Source organism: Pseudomonas sp. PF05 (assembly GCF_056521845.1).
The window spans coordinates 52,534-72,643 of the sequence record NZ_JBWLPW010000002.1 but is presented as its reverse complement, the minus strand read 5'-3'; the positions used below and the strand labels follow the sequence as shown (position 1 = coordinate 72,643).

Annotated in this window: 14 protein-coding genes; 6 read left to right on the top strand and 8 right to left on the bottom strand. The window is 62.5% G+C overall.

The window, feature by feature from the left end:
* Nucleotides 1-37: 37 nt before the first annotated feature.
* Both AC09SL_RS05400 and AC09SL_RS05395 read left to right on the top strand, forming a co-directional pair.
* Nucleotides 38-721: a murein L,D-transpeptidase catalytic domain family protein gene (locus AC09SL_RS05400; RefSeq protein ID WP_058543713.1), complete on the top strand. Its 684-nt coding sequence runs from the start codon at nt 38-40 to the stop codon at nt 719-721.
* Nucleotides 722-999: 278 nt separating this feature from the next.
* A complete protein-coding gene (locus tag AC09SL_RS05395) occupies nt 1,000-1,947 on the top strand; it encodes a class I SAM-dependent methyltransferase (protein ID WP_058543700.1) in 948 nt (315 codons plus the stop codon).
* 160 nt (nt 1,948-2,107) lie between these two features.
* Here AC09SL_RS05395 and AC09SL_RS05390 read toward each other — a convergent pair whose 3' ends face one another.
* Entirely contained in the window at nt 2,108-7,210 is a 5,103-nt protein-coding gene (locus tag AC09SL_RS05390; protein ID WP_058543701.1) for a leucine-rich repeat domain-containing protein, read from the bottom strand.
* 132 nt (nt 7,211-7,342) lie between these two features.
* Nucleotides 7,343-8,293 carry a LysR family transcriptional regulator gene (locus tag AC09SL_RS05385; RefSeq protein ID WP_058543702.1) on the bottom strand — a complete coding sequence of 317 codons (951 nt, stop codon included), beginning with the start codon at nt 8,291-8,293 and terminating at the stop codon, nt 7,343-7,345.
* A gap of 124 nt (nt 8,294-8,417) precedes the next feature.
* Here AC09SL_RS05385 and AC09SL_RS05380 point away from each other — a divergent pair, with 124 nt between their 5' ends.
* The 4 genes from AC09SL_RS05380 to aldA are packed head-to-tail and all read left to right on the top strand — an operon-like array spanning nt 8,418 to nt 13,173.
* The gene (locus AC09SL_RS05380) at nt 8,418-9,713 is read left to right on the top strand and encodes an MFS transporter (RefSeq protein ID WP_058543703.1); all 1,296 of its coding nucleotides are present in this window, start codon (nt 8,418-8,420) and stop codon (nt 9,711-9,713) included.
* A gap of 17 nt (nt 9,714-9,730) precedes the next feature.
* Nucleotides 9,731-10,930: an L-rhamnonate dehydratase gene (rhmD, locus tag AC09SL_RS05375; protein WP_058543704.1), complete on the top strand. Its 1,200-nt coding sequence runs from the start codon at nt 9,731-9,733 to the stop codon at nt 10,928-10,930.
* Nucleotides 10,927-11,727, top strand: a complete 801-nt coding sequence (locus tag AC09SL_RS05370; protein ID WP_058543705.1) for an aldolase/citrate lyase family protein — start codon at nt 10,927-10,929, stop codon at nt 11,725-11,727. The genes rhmD and AC09SL_RS05370 overlap by 4 nt, the downstream gene beginning before the upstream one ends.
* Before the next feature lie 12 nt (nt 11,728-11,739).
* A complete protein-coding gene (aldA, locus tag AC09SL_RS05365; RefSeq protein WP_058543706.1) occupies nt 11,740-13,173 on the top strand; it encodes an aldehyde dehydrogenase in 1,434 nt (477 codons plus the stop codon).
* Between the two features lie 70 nt (nt 13,174-13,243).
* Here the strand turns inward: aldA and AC09SL_RS05360 are convergent, their stop codons facing one another.
* The 6 genes from AC09SL_RS05360 to AC09SL_RS05335 all read right to left on the bottom strand — a co-directional run bounded on the left by AC09SL_RS05360 (nt 13,244) and on the right by AC09SL_RS05335 (nt 20,104).
* Nucleotides 13,244-13,570 (bottom strand): four-helix bundle copper-binding protein, encoded by a 327-nt coding sequence (locus AC09SL_RS05360; protein WP_081264413.1) that lies wholly within the window; start codon nt 13,568-13,570, stop codon nt 13,244-13,246.
* A gap of 124 nt (nt 13,571-13,694) precedes the next feature.
* Nucleotides 13,695-14,297, bottom strand: coding sequence for a LysE family translocator (locus AC09SL_RS05355; protein WP_058543707.1), 603 nt, complete (start codon nt 14,295-14,297; stop codon nt 13,695-13,697).
* Nucleotides 14,298-14,351: 54 nt separating this feature from the next.
* Nucleotides 14,352-15,188, bottom strand: coding sequence for an AraC family transcriptional regulator (locus AC09SL_RS05350; protein WP_058543708.1), 837 nt, complete (start codon nt 15,186-15,188; stop codon nt 14,352-14,354).
* Between the two features lie 167 nt (nt 15,189-15,355).
* Nucleotides 15,356-17,959, bottom strand: coding sequence for a DNA ligase D (gene ligD, locus AC09SL_RS05345; RefSeq protein WP_058543709.1), 2,604 nt, complete (start codon nt 17,957-17,959; stop codon nt 15,356-15,358).
* Nucleotides 17,956-19,119, bottom strand: a complete 1,164-nt coding sequence (locus tag AC09SL_RS05340) for a carboxylate-amine ligase (protein ID WP_058543710.1) — start codon at nt 19,117-19,119, stop codon at nt 17,956-17,958. The genes ligD and AC09SL_RS05340 overlap by 4 nt, the downstream gene beginning before the upstream one ends.
* Complete coding sequence (locus tag AC09SL_RS05335; protein WP_058543711.1) at nt 19,091-20,104, bottom strand: methyltransferase; 1,014 nt, start codon at nt 20,102-20,104, stop codon at nt 19,091-19,093. The genes AC09SL_RS05340 and AC09SL_RS05335 overlap by 29 nt, the downstream gene beginning before the upstream one ends.
* Nucleotides 20,105-20,110: the final 6 nt, after the last annotated feature.

Sequence of the window (20,110 nt, the reverse complement as noted above, 5' to 3'; positions counted from 1 at the left end):
GCCTGTACAGGGCTTTTTGCGCCGAGTCTGTCTGGTCATCCTGGGCCTGGGTGCCATTTGCAGCCCGGCGCTGGCGGAAAAAAAGGCGAATTCGCAAACGCTTTACAACAGCCTCTCCCACGTAGCGCCGGAACTCAATCCCCTGGCGCTCAAAAGTGCCTTGAGCGCCATGCAATGTGCGCTCGCCAATGGCGCCAGCCAGGCCCGCCACCTGGCGGTCATCGACTACTCGCAACCCTCCACGGCCCGTCGCCTGTGGATCTTCGACCTGCGCCAGAAGAAGCTGGTATTGCGCGACCTGGTGGCCCACGGGCAAAAATCCGGGGAAAACTTCGCTACGCAATTTTCCAATCGCCTGGGCAGTTACCAATCCAGCCTTGGCCTGTTTCGCACCCAGGAGAGCTACCAGGGTGCCCACGGCTATTCGCTGCGCATGGACGGCCTGGAGCCAGGCTTCAATGACCTGGCCCGTGACCGAGCGATCGTGATCCATGCCGCCGACTATGTGAACCCGTTATGGAGCGTGCGCCAGGGACGCATCGGACGCAGCCAGGGTTGCCCTGCCGTACGCCCCCAGGTGGCGCGCCAGGTGATCGACAAGCTCAAGGGTGGACAATTCATGTTTTCCTGGTACCCGGACCCAAGGTGGCTCAAGCGTTCGGCGTACCTCAACTGCCAGCCGCAACAGGTTGCCAGTATTTTGGCTACAAGCGGCAGTTAGGTAGCACCTTGTTCCTGCTGGTTGTGTAGGAGCTGCCGAAGGCTCGGGCCGCGTTCGGACGATCTTTTGATCTTTCGCTTGGGATTTAAGTGTTGGGGGAAAGATCGCAGCCTCGTTGCACTCGACAGCTCCTACACAGCTCCTACACAGCTCCTACACGGGTCCTACACGGGTCCTATGGACGCCGCGCAGCGGGAGCAAGCACCCTCTCCACAGGGATTGCGCCGGGTACAGCTGCGGTTAAAATGCCGGCCTTTCGAATCCCTGGCGTTGCCTGAATGAATTGCGTAGCCCTTCAAACCCTTCACGTCCATTTGCTGACAGCCCTGGAGTCGGTGCCAGAAGAAACCCGGCGCCTGTTCCACGGCCGCGGGCGCTGCTGGCCGGGCCTGGAGCAGGTCACGGTCGACTGGTTGCAAGGGGTGGTGCTGGTCTCGCTGTTCAAGGAGCCGGAACCCACGCAGTTGGACGACTTGATCGCCACGTTGCTGGCGCTGACTGCATCGCCGGCCTGGCAACACAGCCAGGCCCATACGCTGGCGGTGCAGCACCGCTACCTGCCGCAAAGCGTCACCCAATGGCTGGTGGGCGAGCCCATTGACGAATGGACCCTGACCGAAGACGGCCTGCGTTACCGGATCGACCTGGGCAAGAAGCAGAACAACGGCCTGTTCCTCGACATGCGTTATGGCCGCGAATGGGTACGGGCCAACGCCGATGGCAAACGGGTACTGAACCTGTTCGCCTACACCTGCGGCTTCTCGGTAGCGGCCATTGCCGGCGGCGCGCAACATGTGGTCAATCTGGACATGTCCCGCGCGGCCCTGAGCCGAGGCCGCGACAACCATCGCCTCAATGGCCACGACCTGAGCCAGGTGAGTTTCCTCGGCCACGACTTGTTCAAGTCCTGGGGCAAGGTGATCAACAGTGGCCCTTACGACCTGGTGATCATCGATCCACCCACCTTCCAAAAAGGCAGCTTCCTGCTGACCAAGGACTATCAGCGGGTATTGCGCCGCCTGCCGGAACTGCTGACGGCCCACGGCACAGTCCTGGCCTGCAGCAACGACCCGGCCACCGGTTCGGACTTCCTCATCGACGGCGTTACCCAGCAAGCGCCGGGGCTGGTCTTCGAGAAACGCCTGGAAAACCCACCGGAATTTCCTGACGTCGACCTGGAATGTGGCCTCAAGGCGCTGGTCTTCCAGACGACGCCTGGCCACTGACGCCGCTAGGCTATGTAGGAGCTATGTAGGAGCTATGTAGGAGCTGTCGAGTGCAACGAGGCTGCGATCTTTCCCCAGTCCCCCGTATCTCAAGCGAAAGATCAAAAGATCGCAGGCTTCGCCAGCTCCTACCGGGCCCCGCTGTGTAGGAGCGCAGCTCCTACCGCGCTCCCGTCGTCCACCAGGCGCTGACCAACTCAGTGGTTATCCGGCGCACCAATGCTTCGACCTCCCGACTCTTGAGCGAGCGGTAGATCGCCATGGTACGTCGCAACTGATCTTCAGTGAGCGTCACCGGCTGGTTTGTGGCCCAATCCACATCCGCTACGGCCTCCAGGCCCACGCGGTGCCAGACGATGCGGTCACCCTGCATGAACGACTCCAGCGGGCTGGGCAGGTCGGCATCCGGGTGCGCCAGGTTATCCAACAGAACCTGGGGCCAACGGGATGGATTCACCGGCCCACTGAACGCATCCACCAAATCGTCATCGACCACATCCCAGATCGCCAGCCCTTCGGACCAGTCCTGGGACATCAGCCCCAGATAGGGCCGCCAGGTCATCTCTCCGGTACGGGCGGTTTGATCATTGTTGTTGAAGGTGTCCTGGGCATCGCAGAGCCAATCAATGAAAGTCTCGCGGGTCATTTGCGCCTGATGCAGCTCGGCTAGCGGATAGCGCTGCGCCAGCCCGTAAGTCCAGAAGGCGTACTGCTCGAACAGGAAACCTTCAAAAGGTACGTCGCGTTGCGCGAGACGAGCGCGCTGGACCGCTTCGAACATTGAGAAATGCAGTTCCAGCTCAGCAAGATCTGGCGGTTGTCGGTCCAGGCTACGCGCTTGCAGGCGCACGCGCAGTTGCCTCAGTTGTTGGTCGAAGTCCCCGATCAGTTCCGGCAAGGGCGAATAAGCGTCCTGATACCCGGTATAGCGCCGCAAAACAGTAGCAGCCCGCTGGCGATCCCCGAAGGCCACCCCGACGGGCGAGCTTATATCGGCGTCTCGCAGAGCGCCGGAGAACCAGTCGATGAATCGTCGGTCTCCGGGGTCGTCGCGAGCAACTTCCAGGGCCCGCTGAAAGTCGGGGGAGAGATACAGCCAGTCGTCGACGGTGTAGCGGAAAGCTTCCGGCGCCATTGCCCGAAGGGCTTGGATTTGTGCGCTTGGCAACGGATTGTCGTCCAGCCACAGCCCAACGGTATCGTCTCTTGGGCGCTCGACCAGGGCAGGCAGCAGGTCATCCTGAATGTTGGCGATACGATTGTTCCTGAGGTCCAGGATAAGCATGTCGGATGAAGGTCTCGATAAGACCGTCAAGACCAACGCCGGCACTCGATCAAGCCCGGTATTGGAAAGCTCCAGTTCCTGCAGGTTTACAAGTTCCGGCAAGTCCGGCAGGTCCCGGCAATTGTTGCCGCTCAGACGCAGGTCCTCCAAGCCAGTGGCCCTGCGCAGGAACGCACTGCCCTGCTCGTCCAGGCGTAAACCGCAGCGCACCAGGTCCAATGCACGCAACCGGGGTAAGGCGGTGATGGCCTGTAACTCCTGGGGCGTGAAATGCAAGTTGTCAGCCCATACCAGCTCACGCAGGGAGGACAATCCGCTCAGACGGTCGATGGCCGCGACCATGGCTGCACTGGCCCCGGCCTCCCCGCCGCTGCTGATCCCCGATAGATGCAACATCCGCACATGCAGCGCAGAATCGGCACCGAGCAAAGGAGCAAATACATCCGCGTCCATATTGAGCGGATTGTTGCTCAGTGACAGCTCTATCAGCGCTGGCAATTCGCTGGCAGCCATGGGCACCGCGGTGAGGCTGTTGTCGTGCAGGTGCAGCGTATCCAAATTGGGGAACATCCGCAGGAATGCCGAAGGGTCCTCGCTCAGCCCCATGTTCACCAGTACCAGCTCTTCTACATGTTCGAACCGCACACTGATCGGCGGCAAGCGGCCGATGTTGTGGCCCACCAGCCGCAACGACTGCTCGCCGCCCTCTTGGTCCGGATCCGGTGCGCGTCGCCAGGCACGGCGAATTTCTGCCGCAACGTCCTGGCGCAACGAGCGCCGCGTCTCGGCCTCGATACCGCTCTCGGCCGGGTGGTGAAGGCCCTCATGGATCTCCCATTGATGCAGCTCCTGATCCAACGTGGTCCATTGGTTTTCCCGTTGGGTGACCAAGTTCTCCACGCTCAAGCCCTGGCGACTGGCCTCTCTGGCCAGGATCTCTTGAAGCCTCGCCAGTTCTATTCCGGCATGGCTGGGATAGAGTCGCTCGAGACGCGCTTGCAGACTTGTACTCCAAACCTGCAACGGAAGCCGTCCACGCCCGCTGAATGGGTAACCCAAGCGCCCGTTCAGCCATTGCGGACGGACGCCACGAGAGCCCAGGGGTTTTATCAGCAAATAGGGACGCAGGCCTGGTCGATCATCAAGGGCTTGTGCGAGCAGCCAACTGCGAAGCGTGGCACCCTGCCAGATGTTCAAGCCAAGCGCCTGGCGAGCGTCGTCCGGCAGCGCTCTGAGCAAGGCATCTTCCAAGTCCAGGGCATTGGCCAGCTCATTACCCTCATCGTCAAAAGGGCGGTACTGTTCGCCTTCCTGGCGAATGATTTTCAACGGCCCTGTTTCCCCCGCCTCCAGCGGGTTTTCAAGCTCGCGCAAAAACAGGCGCAGGCGCACCCGGCCTTTTAGTTGGGGAGCGCTACCGACCAGGCCCATGATGATGCGATCCCGATCAACACCACTTTCACCGCGATCCAGGGCCCGCAAGGCGCGGCTCAGGCGCAGCTCGCGCAGGGCTTCGGCGCATCGAGAGCCCAAGCCCTCTCCCACCCGTCCGTCATACAGGCGCACCCGGTCCTGGCCAAGGGCCTGGCTGGCAAGCTCGTTGGCGATGGATTCGGGCAAGCCTGGGAAAGCCCGGGCCACAGGGCCGGCCAGTGGATCGGCCTCAGTGGAACGGGTCATGGCGTCGACCACCCGCCGTGCATTGCGTTGCAGATACCGGCCCCAGCGCCCGGCCAACAGTCGACTGCGCTCCAAAGGCGACAAACTGAGACTGGCTTGGCCCAGCAATGAGGTCTGTTCAGGCGTGCTCAGCCCCGCCAGGATACGCTCCGCCCAGGCGTCATGTTCCAGGTCCGCCTTGTACAGGTAGAGCGAGCGCGTGTCGGCCATGTCTCCAATGGAATGCAGGGTCACGCCATCGTGGTAGCGCAACGTCAGGTCGCTGGGCCAACCCGGCAACTCCGCAACCGTCTGGACGATGCGCAAATGCCCGGCTCGTGGTGTTTCATTGCGCAGTAGCCGTCCAATGGTGTACTGCACTTGCTGCCAACACCTTGCCTCATCCAGTGCATCGGCGAGTATCGCCGGCATCGGCTGCCCCTCTACTTGCAGGTAACGCAGATGCGCATCGCTGATGCCGACCTGGCGCTGCAGGATAAAGATCGTATTGTCATCCAGTTCGGTCGGCGTCTCGGCGAAGTTGCGCAGCAGTTCCAGGCGGGCCCGTTGCAATGGGTTGCGATGTGCCCATTGCCAACCACGGGCACGGCTCCATTCCAGGGGCGGCCGCACGCCTTGATGCCCCGCCGGCAGGCGCAGGTCCAAGGCATCGTTCGTGCCTTGGACCTCGAAGTAGCGGTCATCGATTCGCACCCACGCCTCGTTGGTCGTGCGCCAGACACCCCAGGCGTCTTGCTCCGCTTCCACAGGAGGCAAGCGCCTGGCTTCAAAAGGCCGGACATCGCCATTCCACAGGCGTGTGGAGCCGTCACCCACAGGCATCGGCTCCACCGTCCCACCGACGAAACCCAGGTAGGCACCTTGGGCGATCCCGAATAAAACGTTGAAGATATGTTCGATACCTTCTTGGGCATGACCTTCATTGAACGCCTGGATACCTTCGAAGATGTCATACACCAGCCGCACGCCCCCGACCGCTGCCGCCGTCATGCCGATGGGCGCGCAGAACGGAAAGAACGTCGCCGCGAGCATGAGCGTGCGCTCGACAAGGCTTTCCCAGTAAGCGAGGCGCGCCATCAGCGCCTCCCGGTCCTGGGCCTCGGTGGAGACCATCAGCGCACTGGCATTGGCAAAGGCATGGGCACGCCATTCGTGATAACAGGCCGGCCAGGGCGCCTCTCGCAGATCACTCAAACTCCAGGATACCTTGGGCATAGGTACCCGAATACGGCCGCCGTCCTCGCCCCGCTCGCCCTCGCGCCATCCCGTGATACGGGCATAGATTTCCTGGATCACGTTGGGGTGAGTATCCACCTCCCACTCCACCTGATCATGCAGGGCCGCTCCCAGCCAGGCCTGCAAACGCAGCGGTAGGTAGCGCATCAGGCTTTCTCGATAGCTGCGTCTGCGTACCCGCTCGGTCAATTCAGCGGACATGGCTTGCAAACTGCTGAATTGCTTGAGCGGTGCCACCACATCATGGGGCATGTGCAGGACGATCGGGCGCACGCCTTGGGCGTCTCCTTGCACGCCCCAATACACCCGGGCCCCGAACAGCGGCACGGACAGCAGCTCCAGCGACTTGACCTCACAGGCCAAAGGCGCAACGGGCCGGGCTTGAAGTTGAATGCCGACAGAGGCCAGCAGCCGCTCACCGGTTTCATCGAGGCGCCCGTCCAACTTCGCCTCGTAGGCGTCATGAGTGAGCAGGCTGCGTGCATACGCCATATAGGCGCTGGCGATGGCAGGTACCTCGCCGCCAATGCGCGGCAGACGCCGTTCAAGCACCTTGCGGTAAGCGCCGCCGGCATCCATGCGCCGGCACAGACGCGCGAATTCGGCCGGGGTCGTGGGTAACAGGGTAGTGTCCGACGGCACGCCCCATGGGCGGAACTCTTGCGGCTTTCCCTGAATGAACAACTGGCCCTTGTTGTCGAAATCGCTGCCAGTGACCGCCTCGTCGGGCGCGTAATTGCGCATGGCCGCTTCCACCACCGACAGCGAGGGCTCATAGCTGTAGGGGCTGCGCCTGACCCTTGCCCGGCGTATGGCGTCGCCAGCACCGCCGAAGCCATTCACCGCAGGCCAGGCCTGTATTTCCGGCTGGACCTGCAGCAGGTTGCGCGTGAAGGTTTCCGGCGCGGGCAGGTCGACAAGCCGTGCGTTGAGTGCGTCGCTGTCGCGCTGCAATTGCTGGGTCAGGCTCTTGAAGCGCTGCTGTCGTTCTCGCGACGCTCGTTTCAGCCAGATGGGTAGTCTGGCCTGGATAAAATCGACATGGGTATCTTGAGTGGACACGATGGACCTCCTTCCTTGGGGTCGATTGGGCTTTCGAAATGCTGAAGCACACGGGATTGAAGTGCCTGCGATGCTCGCCAAAACAGGGGCTCTTTGAAACCGTCCAACCGTTGCAAGGGGTTGCGGGGCCCGTCAGTACGCCGCTTTTTCACCCGCCCGGCTGCGCAGCAGATCAATGAACAAGCCCAACTCCCGGCTCACCGGTTCGCCCTTGCGGCGCAGCAACCCGAATGGCGCCAGTTGCACATCCAGCGCCACCGGCAACGCCACCACCAGGCCCATCTTCAGGTAATCGCGCAAGGCGGTTTCCGAGAGCACCATGATCGCGTCGGTCAGTTGAATCAGTTGCTGCATGGAATACACCGAGCTGCACTCGATGATGTCCGCCGGCGTTGGCAGCGCCAGGCGTTGCAACGCCTGATCGAGGCCGATGCGCGCCGGGCTGGTTTCCGGTTGCAGGATCCACGGCCAGTCGCTGACCAGTTCGGCCAGCGCCAGTTTCTTGCGTCGCGCCAGGGGGTGGCCGGCGTGGACCACCACCAGCAAGCGTTCGTTGCCCAACTGTTCGAACGCGTAGTGCTCACTGTCGGTGGCCGCGTTGCGCCGGGCGATGGCCAGGTCGATGCGGCCCTGTTCCAGCAACTGGATCACCTGGTCGCTGGTGTCGCCCATGATGCGGATCCGCAGTTGTGGGTTGAGGGCCTTGATGCGGGCGATGGAGTCCATCACCAGGTCCGGCGCGGCGCCCATGATGGTGCCGATCGACAAATAGCCGTAACCGCCCTGCTGGCGCGCCAGCAGGTCTTCGGCGCAGCGGTCCAGGCCGCTGAGGGCCAACTCGGCGAAACGGATCAACTCCTGGCCCAGGGCGGTCGGGCGCATCCCCCGGGGCAGGCGCTCGAACAGATCGCAACCGAACATGTCCTCGATCTCGTGCAGCATCCGGGTCGCCGCCGGTTGCGACATGTTCAGGCTCTGGGAGGCGCGATGCAGGTTCTGGCTGGCGCTCAGGGCCACCAGCATGTGCAGGTGTTTATAACGCAGGCGGTTGAACAGGCTGCGGGACAGCACGGGATGGGTCATCGAGGGCCTCTTGTATCGATACCGTAAAGGTATCGCTTGTTAGCGAGATTCGATTTGTAACGCATCGTTAGCCGGCCGTACAGTCCAGCCCATAAGAACAAATACCTGCTAAAGGAACCCCGCGATGAAGACTCTTCCTGCGTCTGTGCTGGCCAAGATTTCCTGGCGTCTGCTGCCCTTCCTGTTGCTGATGTACATCATGGCGTTTCTCGACCGCGCCAACGTCGGGTTCGCCAAACAGGCCTTCCAGGCCGACACCGGTATAGGCGATGCGGCCTTCGCCTTTGGTGCCGGGGTGTTCTTTGCCGGCTACGCGCTACTGGAAGTGCCGAGCAACCTGATCCTGCACCGCGTCGGTGCCAGGTTGTGGATGTGCCGGATCATGGTCACCTGGGGCCTGGTGTCGGCCGCCATGGTCTTTGCCCACGACGAAACGAGTTTCTACGTGCTGCGCTTCTTGCTGGGCGTGGCCGAAGCCGGGTTCTTTCCCGGTGTCATCCTCTACCTCACCTATTGGTTCCCCTCGGCGGCCCGGGGCAAGGCCATGGGCTTCTTCTATTTCGGCGCGCCGCTGGCGTTCATCTTCGGCAGCCCGCTGTCGGGCCTGTTGTTGGAGCTGGACGGTTTTGCCGGTGTTCAGGGCTGGCAGTGGTTGTTCGCCGTTGAAGGCCTGATGGCCTCGGCCGTGGGCATCTGGGCCTATTGGTACCTGGACAACCGTCCCGCCGATGCCAAATGGCTGACGGCAGAAGAACGCCGTCAGGTCCAGGCGCTGCTCGATGCCGAGGACCAGCACAAACAATCCCACGGCCGCGGCTTGCTCAGCGTGCTGTGCCAACCCTCCGTGTTGTACCTGTGCCTGATTTATCTGCTGATCCAGGCCAGCGTCTATGGCGTGGTGTTTTACCTGCCGACCCAGGTGGGCGGCCTGATGGGCAGCAAGGTCGGGCTGATGGTGGGGCTGGTCACGGCAATTCCGTGGATCTGCGCCCTGTGCGCGGCCTATCTGATTCCCGGTTACAGCGACCGCACCGGCCAGCGCCGCCGTACCGCCGCGTTGACTTTGCTGATGGCAGCCGCCGGGATCGCCTGTTCGGTGAGCGTGTCCAGCCCATTGCTGGGGATCGTTGCCCTGTGCTTCGCCGCTTCCGGCTTCATCGCCGTGCAACCGGTGTTCTGGACCTTTCCGTCCAGCTACCTGGCCGGCAGCGCGGCAGCAGCGGGCATCGCGTTGATCAATTCCTTTGGCGCCCTCGGCGGCTTCATCGCCCCGGTGCTGAAAAATTGGGCCGAAGGCGCCTTCCACTCCCCCGCCGCGGGCCTCTACCTGCTCTCCGTTACTACCGTTATCGCCGCGTTGCTGGTGCTGGGTATCCACTCGCCCGGCCAACGCGCTTCGAAGACGCCTGCCACTGTTTAACTCAAGGAGCTGCACACATGGGTATTCCCACAATCAAACACGTTCGCGCCTTCGTGCTTCGAGGCGGCGGCGCGGATTATCACGATCAGGCCGATGGCCATTGGATCGACGATCACATCGCCACACCCATGAGCAAGTACCCGGACTACCGCCAGAGCCGTCGCAGTTTCGGCATCAATGTGCTCGGCACCCTGGTGGTGGAAATCGAAGCCAGCGATGGCACCGTCGGGTTCGCCGTGACGACCGGTGGCGAGCCTGCGGCCTACATCGTTGAAAAGCACCTGGCACGATTTGTCGAAGGCGCCCGGGTGACCGACACCGAGAAGATCTGGGACCAGATGTACCAGTCGACGCTTTACTACGGTCGCAAGGGCCTGGTGATCAACACGATATCCGGTGTGGACCTGGCGCTCTGGGACTTGCTCGGCAAGATCCGCCAGGAGCCGGTGCATCAATTGCTCGGTGGCGCGGTGCGTGACGAGTTGCAGTTCTATGCCACCGGCGCGCGGCCGGATCTGGCGCAGAAAATGGGTTTCATTGGCGGCAAGATGCCTTTGCATCACGGCCCAGCCGAAGGCGAGGAAGGCTTGCGCAAGAACCTCGAGGCGCTGGCGACCATGCGCGAGCGGGTCGGCCCGGACTTCTGGCTGATGCTCGATTGCTGGATGAGCCTGGACCTCAACTACGCGACCAAACTCGCAGTCGGCGCCCATGAGCACGGTTTGAAATGGATCGAAGAAGCGCTGCCGCCCGACGACTACTGGGGCTACGCCGCGCTGCGCAACAACGTGCCCAAGGGCATGCTGGTGACCACCGGTGAACATGAGGCCACCCGCTGGGGCTTTCGCATGCTGCTGGAAATGGGTTGCTGCGACATCATCCAGCCGGACGTTGGCTGGTGCGGCGGCCTCACCGAACTGGTGAAGATCTCGGCCTTGGCCGACGCCCACAACGCGCTGGTGATCCCCCACGGCTCCTCGGTCTACAGCTATCACTTCGTCGCTACCCGACATAACAGCCCGTTCGCCGAGTTCCTGATGATGGCGCCCAAGGCCGACGAAGTGGTGCCGATGTTCCATCCGCAACTGCTGGGCGAACCGGTGCCGGTGGAAGGCCGCATGCGCCTGTCGGTCCTTGACCAGCCTGGCTTCGGCGTGACGCTCAATCCCGATTGCCAGTTGCATCGACCTTATCACCGCGAAAGGAGCACGCCATGAACATGCCCCGCAACGCCTTCAAGGCCGCGCTCAGCTCAACGCAAACCCAATACGGTATCTGGGCCGGTTTCGCCACCGGCTATGCCGCCGAGATCATCGCCGGCACCGGTTACGACTGGATGCTGATCGATGGCGAACACGCGCCCAACACCGTACCCAGCGTACTCGGCCAGCTCCAGGCCGTGGCGCCCTATGCCACCTCGCCGGTGGTGCGGGCGGTGACCGGCGATACCAACCTGATCAAGCAGTTGCTGGATGTCGGTGCCCAGACCCTGATGATTCCCATGGTCGAAACCGCCGAGCAGGCCCTGGCCCTGGTGCGCGCCATGCGTTACCCGCCCCATGGCATTCGTGGCGTGGGCGGCGGCCTGACCCGCGCCACTCGTTGGGACGGTGTGGCGAACTACCTCACCACCGCCCATGAAGAACTGTGCCTGATCGTCCAGGTGGAATCGCGCACGGGTGTGGAAAACGTCGAAGCCATCGCTGCAGTGGAGGGCGTGGACGCGGTGTTCATCGGCCCCGCCGACCTGTCCATCGGCCTCGGCCATGCAGGCAACCCGGGGCATCCCGAGGTACAGGAACGCATCCGGCACGCGGTTGACGCCACCCTCGCGGCGGGCAAGGCCTGCGGCATCCTGGCGCCCAACGAAGCCGATGCGCGTCGCTATCAGGCTTGGGGCTGCCAGTTCATTGCGGTGGCCATCGACATCAGCCTGCTGCGCCAGAGCGCCCAGGCCACCCTCGCCCGCTATCGCGAACCGAGCGCCCCCCAAGCGCCATCGCGCACGTACTGAAAGGAGCTGTCCATGTCATCCGTTCCCGTATTCCAGAACTTCATCAACGGCCAGTTCACCCACAGCGAAACGCACCTGGACGTGTACAACCCGGCCACCGGTGCATTGCTGTCCCGGGTCCCGGCCTCCACTGCCAGCGACGTTGACCGGGCCTTGGCTGCCGCCCGCGCCGCGCAGCAAGACTGGTCAGCCAAACCGGCCATCGAACGCGCCGGCTACCTGCGGCGCATCGCCAGCAAACTGCGGGAGAACGTTGCGCACCTGGCACGCACCATCACCCTGGAACAGGGCAAGATCAGTGCTCTGGCCGAAGTGGAGGTGAACTTCACCGCTGACTACCTCGACTACATGGCCGAGTGGGCCCGGCGCATCGAAGGCGAAATCATCACCAGTGACCGCCCTGGGGAAAACATTTTCCTGTTCCGCAAGCCCCTGGGTGTGGTGGCGGGCATCCTGCCGTGGAATTTTCCGTTTTTCCTGATTGCTCGCAAAATGGCCCCGGCCCTGTTGACCGGCAACACCATCGTTATCAAGCCCAGCGAAGAAACCCCGAACAACTGTTTCGAATTCGCCCGGTTGGTGGCCGAAACCGATTTGCCACCCGGCGTATTCAACGTGGTGTGTGGCGACGGCCAAGTGGGCGCGGCCTTGAGCAGTCACAAAGGCGTGGACATGATCAGTTTTACCGGCAGCGTTGATACCGGCTCGCGGATCATGACGGCGGCTGCGGCGAACATCACCAAACTCAACCTGGAGCTGGGCGGCAAGGCCCCGGCCATTGTGTTGGCAGACGCTGACTTGGCGTTGGCGGTCAAGGCGATTCGCGACTCGCGGATCATCAACACCGGTCAAGTCTGTAACTGTGCCGAGCGGGTCTACGTGGAGCGCAAGGTCGCCGATCAATTCATCGAACGCATCAGCGCGGCCATGTCCGCCACTCGCTACGGCGACCCGCTGGCCGAGCCTGATGTCGAAATGGGCCCTTTGATCAACCGCCAGGGCTTGGACAGCGTCGAGCGCAAAGTGCGGACCGCCCTGCAGCAAGGTGCCAGCCTGATCAGCGGAGGCCGCGTGGCAGACCGCCCCGACGGCTTGCACTTCCAACCCACCGTACTGGCCGGTTGCAACGCCTCGATGGACATCATGCGCGAGGAAATCTTCGGTCCGGTATTGCCCATCCAGATCGTCGACGACCTGGACGAAGCGATCGCCCTGGCCAATGACTGCGACTATGGCCTGACCTCTTCGGTCTATACCCGGGACTTGAGCCGCGCCATGCACGCCATTCGAGGCCTGGACTTTGGCGAGACCTACGTCAACCGCGAAAACTTCGAAGCCATGCAAGGGTTCCATGCCGGGGTGCGCAAGTCCGGGGTGGGCGGGGCCGACGGCAAGCATGGTTTGTATGAGTACACCCATACCCATGCGGTGTACTTGCAAAGCTGACCTGCGATAAACCAAGGCCTGGCGAGAAGCGCTTGCCCGTCAAGCTAAGCGCCCTGCCAGGCCGTGGTCATCAAGCTGCCATTCGCTCACACGCGTCGGCACAAGACCGGCAGGCTTTTGCACAATCCTGGCAGTGTGTCGATTCGTGTTTGCCACACTCCTCACCACATGCACGGCAAATAGCCGCGCACACGCTGCACAGTTGTGCGGCGACGCGGCTGTCGCGCTTCATGAGCGTGGCGGCAAGCCGACAAAGGTCGGCGCAGTCACGGTCCAGTTCGATGCACTTGGCCATCATCTGTACGTTCTGCTCACGCAGGCAAGAAGCCGCGCAGGTTTCACAGGCCATGGCGCAGGCGATGCATTCGGCTATGCAGGCTTCGTAACGACTGTTCATGGAAATCTCCTGTTGCGAGGTCGATTCAAGGGAGTTGTACCGCGCCTGAACAAGGGCGATATAAGGTCCGACTCAGCCTTCAGTCCGGAGGTTTCGAAAAAAAAATTACAATTTTGTCAGTCGCTCAGACCACCAAGGTCAACCACGCCGACACCAGCAGCATCACCGCCATGACCCGATTGAACCGTCCCATCGCCACGGCGGAACGGCAGAACCGTGCGGCGCCGCGGCCCAGGCAGGCCCAGACGATCATGCATGGGATCGAAATGGCGAAAAATGCCAGGGACAGCCAGAGGACCCGCACGGTGCGGTCGGCCTCGGCACCCGCGAAAACGCTGACCACCGCCAACGCCATCATCCAGGTTTTCGGGTTCACCAACTGCAACCCGGCGGCCCCTGCCAGGCCCAGCCGCGGGCCTTCGACGGGACGCTGCGGGTCGATGGCCTGGGCCGGCGCGCTGAAAATCTGCCAGGCCATCCAACTCAACCAGGCGATGCCCGCCCATGAGAGCAGCGTCTGAATCGTCGCATGGCGCGCCAACACGTCTCCCAACCCGGTGCCGACCAAAAGCACCAACAAGGCCGCCGCCGCGCAGGCGCCGAGGATGATCGGCACGGTGGTTGCCAGGCCGAAACGCGAGCTATGGCTCAACACCAGGATATTGGTCGGGCCCGGGGTGATGGAGGCGACAAACGCGAACAAGGCAAACGGCAGTAACTGGTCCATGGAGCAACGTCTCGGTGAATGATCGATCGCTTGATCATCCCCATGAAGCCGTGGTCAGTCTGGAACAATTGAGCAGCGCTTGCGGTAGTCCGCCGGGCTCAGGCGATAGGCGCGCTGGAACCAGCGACCCAAGTGGCTTTGGTCGGCAAAACCGAGCATGGCCGCCACTGCCACGGCGCTCTCGCCACAGGCCAGCAGGCGTCGGGCGCGGGCCAGGCGCAACTGGATCAGATAGGCATGGGGCGCGAGGCCGAAGGCCGCCTTGAACGCACGGGTCAAGCGGAAACGATCCACGCCGGTGACCTGCGCCAGGTCATCCAGGCCGATGTCTTCGCTCAGGTGACTGTGCAGGTAGTCTCGGGCCTGCTGCGCCACCAACGGCAGCCGTGGATCCGGGTTGATCCGCGCCCGCCAGTGCAGGTGTTGGGTCAGGTTGGCCAACAGGGTATCGAGGGCCGTCTGGCGCACGATGCGGATCTCCTGCTCATGCAGGCTCTGGAAGGCCATGGCCGTGGCACTCGCCAGCCGCGCGTCGTCAGTCAGGGTGGCCGCAAACCCGAGTTGGGCGTTGTCCGGTGCCACGTCGAACAAGGAACGCAATTCACGTTCCAGCCATCGGGGTTCCAGGTACAACGTACGGTAGGTAAACCCGTGTTCATGGGGGGCGTTGCCGTCATGCAACTCGCCGGGCTCAAGCAGGAATACTTTACCCGGCGTGCTGTTGTGCTGCTGGCGCCGGCAATGAAACTGCTGCACGCCCTGCTCGGTCACACCCACCAGATAAGTGTCATGCCAGTGGGGATCATAGGCATGCCCCTCGAAATGCGCGTGCACGGTCTCGATACCGGACGTGGCGTCCTGCTTGAGATCGATCCAGTTGCGCGCTGTCATGCCCCGATCCCGCTGAGTGAATGTGCTCTTGGCAGATTAACTGCCGATGAGGAGAGTGTCTGGAAGATTTGTGCACACCTTGTGGAATCGGGTCTGTTGACACCTCCACCGCTATCGCGAGCAAGCTTTGCTCCCACAGGAGAAACGCGGTCGCCACCAAAACCACCTTAAGCCTTCCTCATACCAATACGCCTACGCATCTCAGCAGTAATGCTCTGGCGAGTTTTCTTCAGCCCAGCCCAAGGCTCATGCCCCACTTCCGCCAGCCGCTCATGAACGTTGTGCACATTCCACAAATTCGCCCCCTTGAGCTCGGCCACCTCCTCGCGAAAGATCGGCACCGACACCGGCAACCCTTCCCGGGTCCGGGCGGCATAGGCGCAGATGGTGGTGGCGCCCAAACCATTGCGCAGATAATCGATGAAGATCCGCCCTACCCGGTTCTTCGGCCCGGACACCGCCGAAAAACGGTCCGGCAGCAGCTTGGCCATGTGGCTGACAATCGCATGGCTGAACCCCTTGACCTCGTCCCAACCCAGTTTGCGCGTCAGCGGCACCACCACATGGATGCCCTTGCCACCGCTGGTCTTGAGGAACGCCTTGAGCCCCAGCTCATCGAGCACCGATAACGTGAGCTGCGTCGCCTCGACCATGCTCTTCCAGGGCAACGCCGGGTCCGGGTCAAGGTCGAGGACGAAGCGGTCAGGCTTGTCCAGGTCGACGGTGGTGGCATTCCAGGTGTGCAGTTCCACCGTGCTCATCTGCACCGCGCCAATCAACGCCTCGGCGTTGTTGATGATCATCACCGGCTGCCCGGTCAGCGCCTTGTCCAGACGGGTGATGCCGGGAATCGCCAGGTGCTCGGCGTTCTTCTGGAAAAACAGTTCCCCGGCGATGCCATCCGGCGCCCTGACCAAGGCCACCGGGCGATCCGCCAATTCCGGCAGGATGAATTCGGCCACGCTGGCGTAGTACTCGGCCAGTTGCAGCTTGGTGGTGCCGCTGCTGGCGTCAATGACCCGGTCTGGGTGGGTGATGCGGACCTTGCCGGCCAGGGCCGGTGCCTTGGTCTTGGCTTTAGCCGGTGTCGCGCCAGGTTCATCCTTGGCTTTGGTTTTTTTTGCCGCAGCGTTTTTTTTCACGGGTTTGGCCAGCTCCTGGGTGATGTCCTTGGCCGGCTTGTCGTTGCGCAAGCCATGGAAGACCGCATGGCGCACCGAGCCGTCCTTGGTCATTTCGGCAAAGGCCACTTCGGCCAACAGCGTCGGTTCGAGCCAATGAACGCCCTTGGCTTCATGACCGGTGGGCGGATTGACCACGGCGGCCTTTTTCGTCTCCAGGGGCAGCAGTTGCTGGTAGATGCTTTTAAGGGTGGTTTCGTTGAACCCGGTGCCGACCTTGCCGGCGTAGCGTAACTGGCCGCTGTCGGCATCATGCAGCCCCAGCAGCAAGGCACCGAAGGCGCTTCGGGCGCCCTTGGGATCGCTGAAGCCCACCACCACGAATTCCTGGCGATTTTTGCACTTGAGCTTGATCCAGTCGTTGCTGCGCCTGGACACATAGGCACTGCCGATGCGCTTGCCGATCAGCCCTTCCATCTTCATCTGGCAGGCGCTGTTGAGCAACGCGTCGGGGGTTTGCTCAAAGGCGTCGGAAAACCGCAGCAAGGGGCTTTCGTTGGGCTCCAGCACCGCAGCCAATGCGGCCCGGCGCTCTTGCACCGGCACTTTGCGCAAATCCATGCCATTGAGGTAAGGCACGTCGAACAGGTAATAAGCGATCTTGCCGCTGCTACCGGCCTCGAAGGCGTTTTGCAGGGCTTGGAAATCCGGGACGCCCTCGTCATCGGCGACCACCATCTCACCGTCGAGCCAGGCCGATGCCAATCCCAGCGCGGCCAGGGCCTCGGCCTGTTTGGGCAACTTGTGGGTCCAATCATGGCCGTTGCGGGTCAGCAGCCTGACGTCGCCATTTTCGATGCGCGCCATGACCCGATAACCGTCGAACTTGATCTCATAGAGCCATTCGCCGTCGGGCGCGCTTTCCACCAGTGTCGCCAGTTCCGGCTTGAGGGTTTGCGGCAGCAGCCCGGCGACCGCACCGGTGAGGGTGGTTTTCGAGGGGCGTTTCGGCGATTTCGGCCGGGCGGCCTTTTCCGGTTGTTTCACCGCGTTGGCTGCAGCGGCCTTGGCGCGGCGCTTGGGCACCAGGGTGCGATCGCTGAGCACGCTGTTCGGTTCGGCCTGGACCACGTCGTATTCGCTCTCGGGGCGGGCGGCCTGGTCTTGATGCTTGATGAGGAACCACTGCTCCTGTTTACCGGGCATGTGGGTGCGCACCAGGTTCCACAGGCCGCTGAGCTTTTCGCCTTGCAGCTCGAACTTTAGCCGGCCTTTTTCATAGGCCTCATGGGGATCTCCTTGGGGTATCCAGACGCCCCGGTCCCAGACGATAACGTCACCGGCGCCGTAATGGCCCTCGGGGATGTTGCCTTCGAACGTGGCGTACTCCAGCGGATGGTCTTCGACATGCACTGCCAGGTGCTTGACTTTCGGGTCCAGGGAGGGGCCTTTGGGCACCGCCCAACTCTTGAGCGCGCCGTCCAGCTCCAGCCGAAAGTCGTAATGCAGCCGCGAAGCGTCGTGTTTTTGAATGCAGAACTGCAAGGCATGGGCCGTCTTCGCCGATTTGCGCGAGCGCTTCGCCGCAGGCTCCGGAGTGGCGGCGAAGTCACGCATGCGGTTGTAATCATCCAGGGTCTTGCGGCTCATGGACCACCTGCCACCTGTTGCAACGCCGGATCGGCGACCGGCAGCCCGGCGGTTTCCGCGAGCAATTGATCGACCACGCGGCTCAAGGCCTGTTCGACGGAATCACCCAGTAGCAGTCCCTGTTCGAAGAGGACGATCTGCCGGTCGGCGCTGGTGCCTTCCTGCACGATACGGCGCGCCTGCTTGAACACGTCCTGGACACCCAGCTCTGCCGCGGTCTCACCGAAGGTTTGCTCGGCCAGCGTCAGCCATTCACCGATCAGCATCGGCTGTTCCTGCCCCTCGACGATAAACTCGGCGAGAATCCCGTGACGCTTGGCCCGCCAGCGATTCTCCTTGAGAATCCACTGCGACATCTGGCTGTAGTTGGCGCCAGGCCGGCGCTGCGCCACGGCATGGGCCACCATCAGGCGAAACAGCGAGACCAGACACAGGACGTCGTCGACCCGCGGACAGGCATCGCAAATGCGCAGTTCCAGCGTGGGATAGCGTGAGGAAGGCCGTATTACCCACCAGCAATCGCTGGGTTGGCGAATGGACCCGGTACGCATGAGCATGTCGACGTAGCTGGCGAACGCCGACTCGTCCTCGAAATACTCTGGCACGCCCATGCGTGGCCATTCATCGCAGGCCACTTGCCGGTAGCTGCTGAAACCGCTGTAGCCACCGTTCCAGAACGGCGATGAAGCGCTCAGGGCCAGGAACATCGGCAACCAGGGCAGGATTTCATTCATCACCCGCACCCGGTCCTGGGTGGCCGGGACTTCCACATGGACATGCAGGCCCGACAGCACGCTGCGCCGCGCCACCCGCTGGTAGTCATCGAACAACTGTTGGAAATGCAGTTCGTCGGTCGGTTGCAGCACTTGGGTGGCCATCGGGTGTGAACCGGCGCTGAGCAGGCCCAGGCCATACGGTGCCAACCGCTGGTTCAAGCCCGCACGTACCTGGTTCAGGTAGTCGGCGGCTTCGGACAGGCCACGAAAGATGGGCGATGCCATCTCCACCTGGCACAGGAACATCTCATGGGCGAAATGCTTGCCCAGTTCGGCCTGACAAGCAGCGACCGCTTGGGCGGGTGGCTCGCCTGGCATGCAACGGGTTTGCAGATCGGTGATGAAATACTCCTCTTCAATGCCGAATTTCATGCGCCTGTTCATCGATAATCCCTCCGATAACCCCGCCGATACCTGCGCCAATGCGGGTTACAACCAACGCCACCACGGCGATCCTTTCCACGTCCTGATAACCCGGTGTCAGCAATTCCTCACCGAAAACGTCCGGGTCCAATTCCTTGTAGGTCCAGCCGAAATCCGCCGAGTCACGCCATTGCTCCAGCGCTTCCAGGAACGGGTCGCGTCCATCCACCATCGCCACCCCGGTGTAGAGCACCAGCGAGCCGCCAGGTGTAAGCCGAGGCAAGGCCTGCTCGACAATGCGCAACGACAGCCCCGCACCCAGTGCGCCGCCTCCATGGCGATAGGCGCGCTCGGACGGATCGGCCATGTACGGCGGGTTGGCGACAATCAGGTCGAACTGGCCTGGCACGTCCTGCAGCACGTCGCTGCGAGCGACCTCGACGTTGGTCACTTGCGCCAGCGCGGCGTTCACGGCGCAAAGGCGCAGGGCTTGCGGGTTGATGTCCACCGCCAGCACTTGCGCTTCACGCCGGGCACGGGCAATCACGATCGCACCGACGCCGGCACCACAACCGATGTCCACGGCGCGATGCACCGCCGTGAAGTTCTGTTGCAGATGAGTATGGATCAGTTGGGCGAAGCGGTAGCTGTCAGGGCCGAAAAACACCGCGTCGGTGGCCTCGGTGGGGAACTGCGAATGAGCGAACAGCAAGCCATCCAGGCTCGACCAGCGCACCCGGCTGCGCAACAAGCCGTCGTGTGCTTCCAGCACCTGGGCGTCTTGCAGTTGTCGCTGTTCGTCGGTGCTGATCAGCCCCGGCGCAAATGGCCGTGACCAGCCGAACACATCCCGCAGAGTCTTGGCGCGCTCATTGCCGGGTCGCTGGTTGACCCGTTCATGGGTCAACGGCGTCGGGGTGATGAAACGGTAGCCGTCGGCTTGCAGGCGTCGACCCAATTGCAGCAGTGCAAGGTCCGGCTCGGACAGGCGTTCTTGCTCATTCATGCAGGG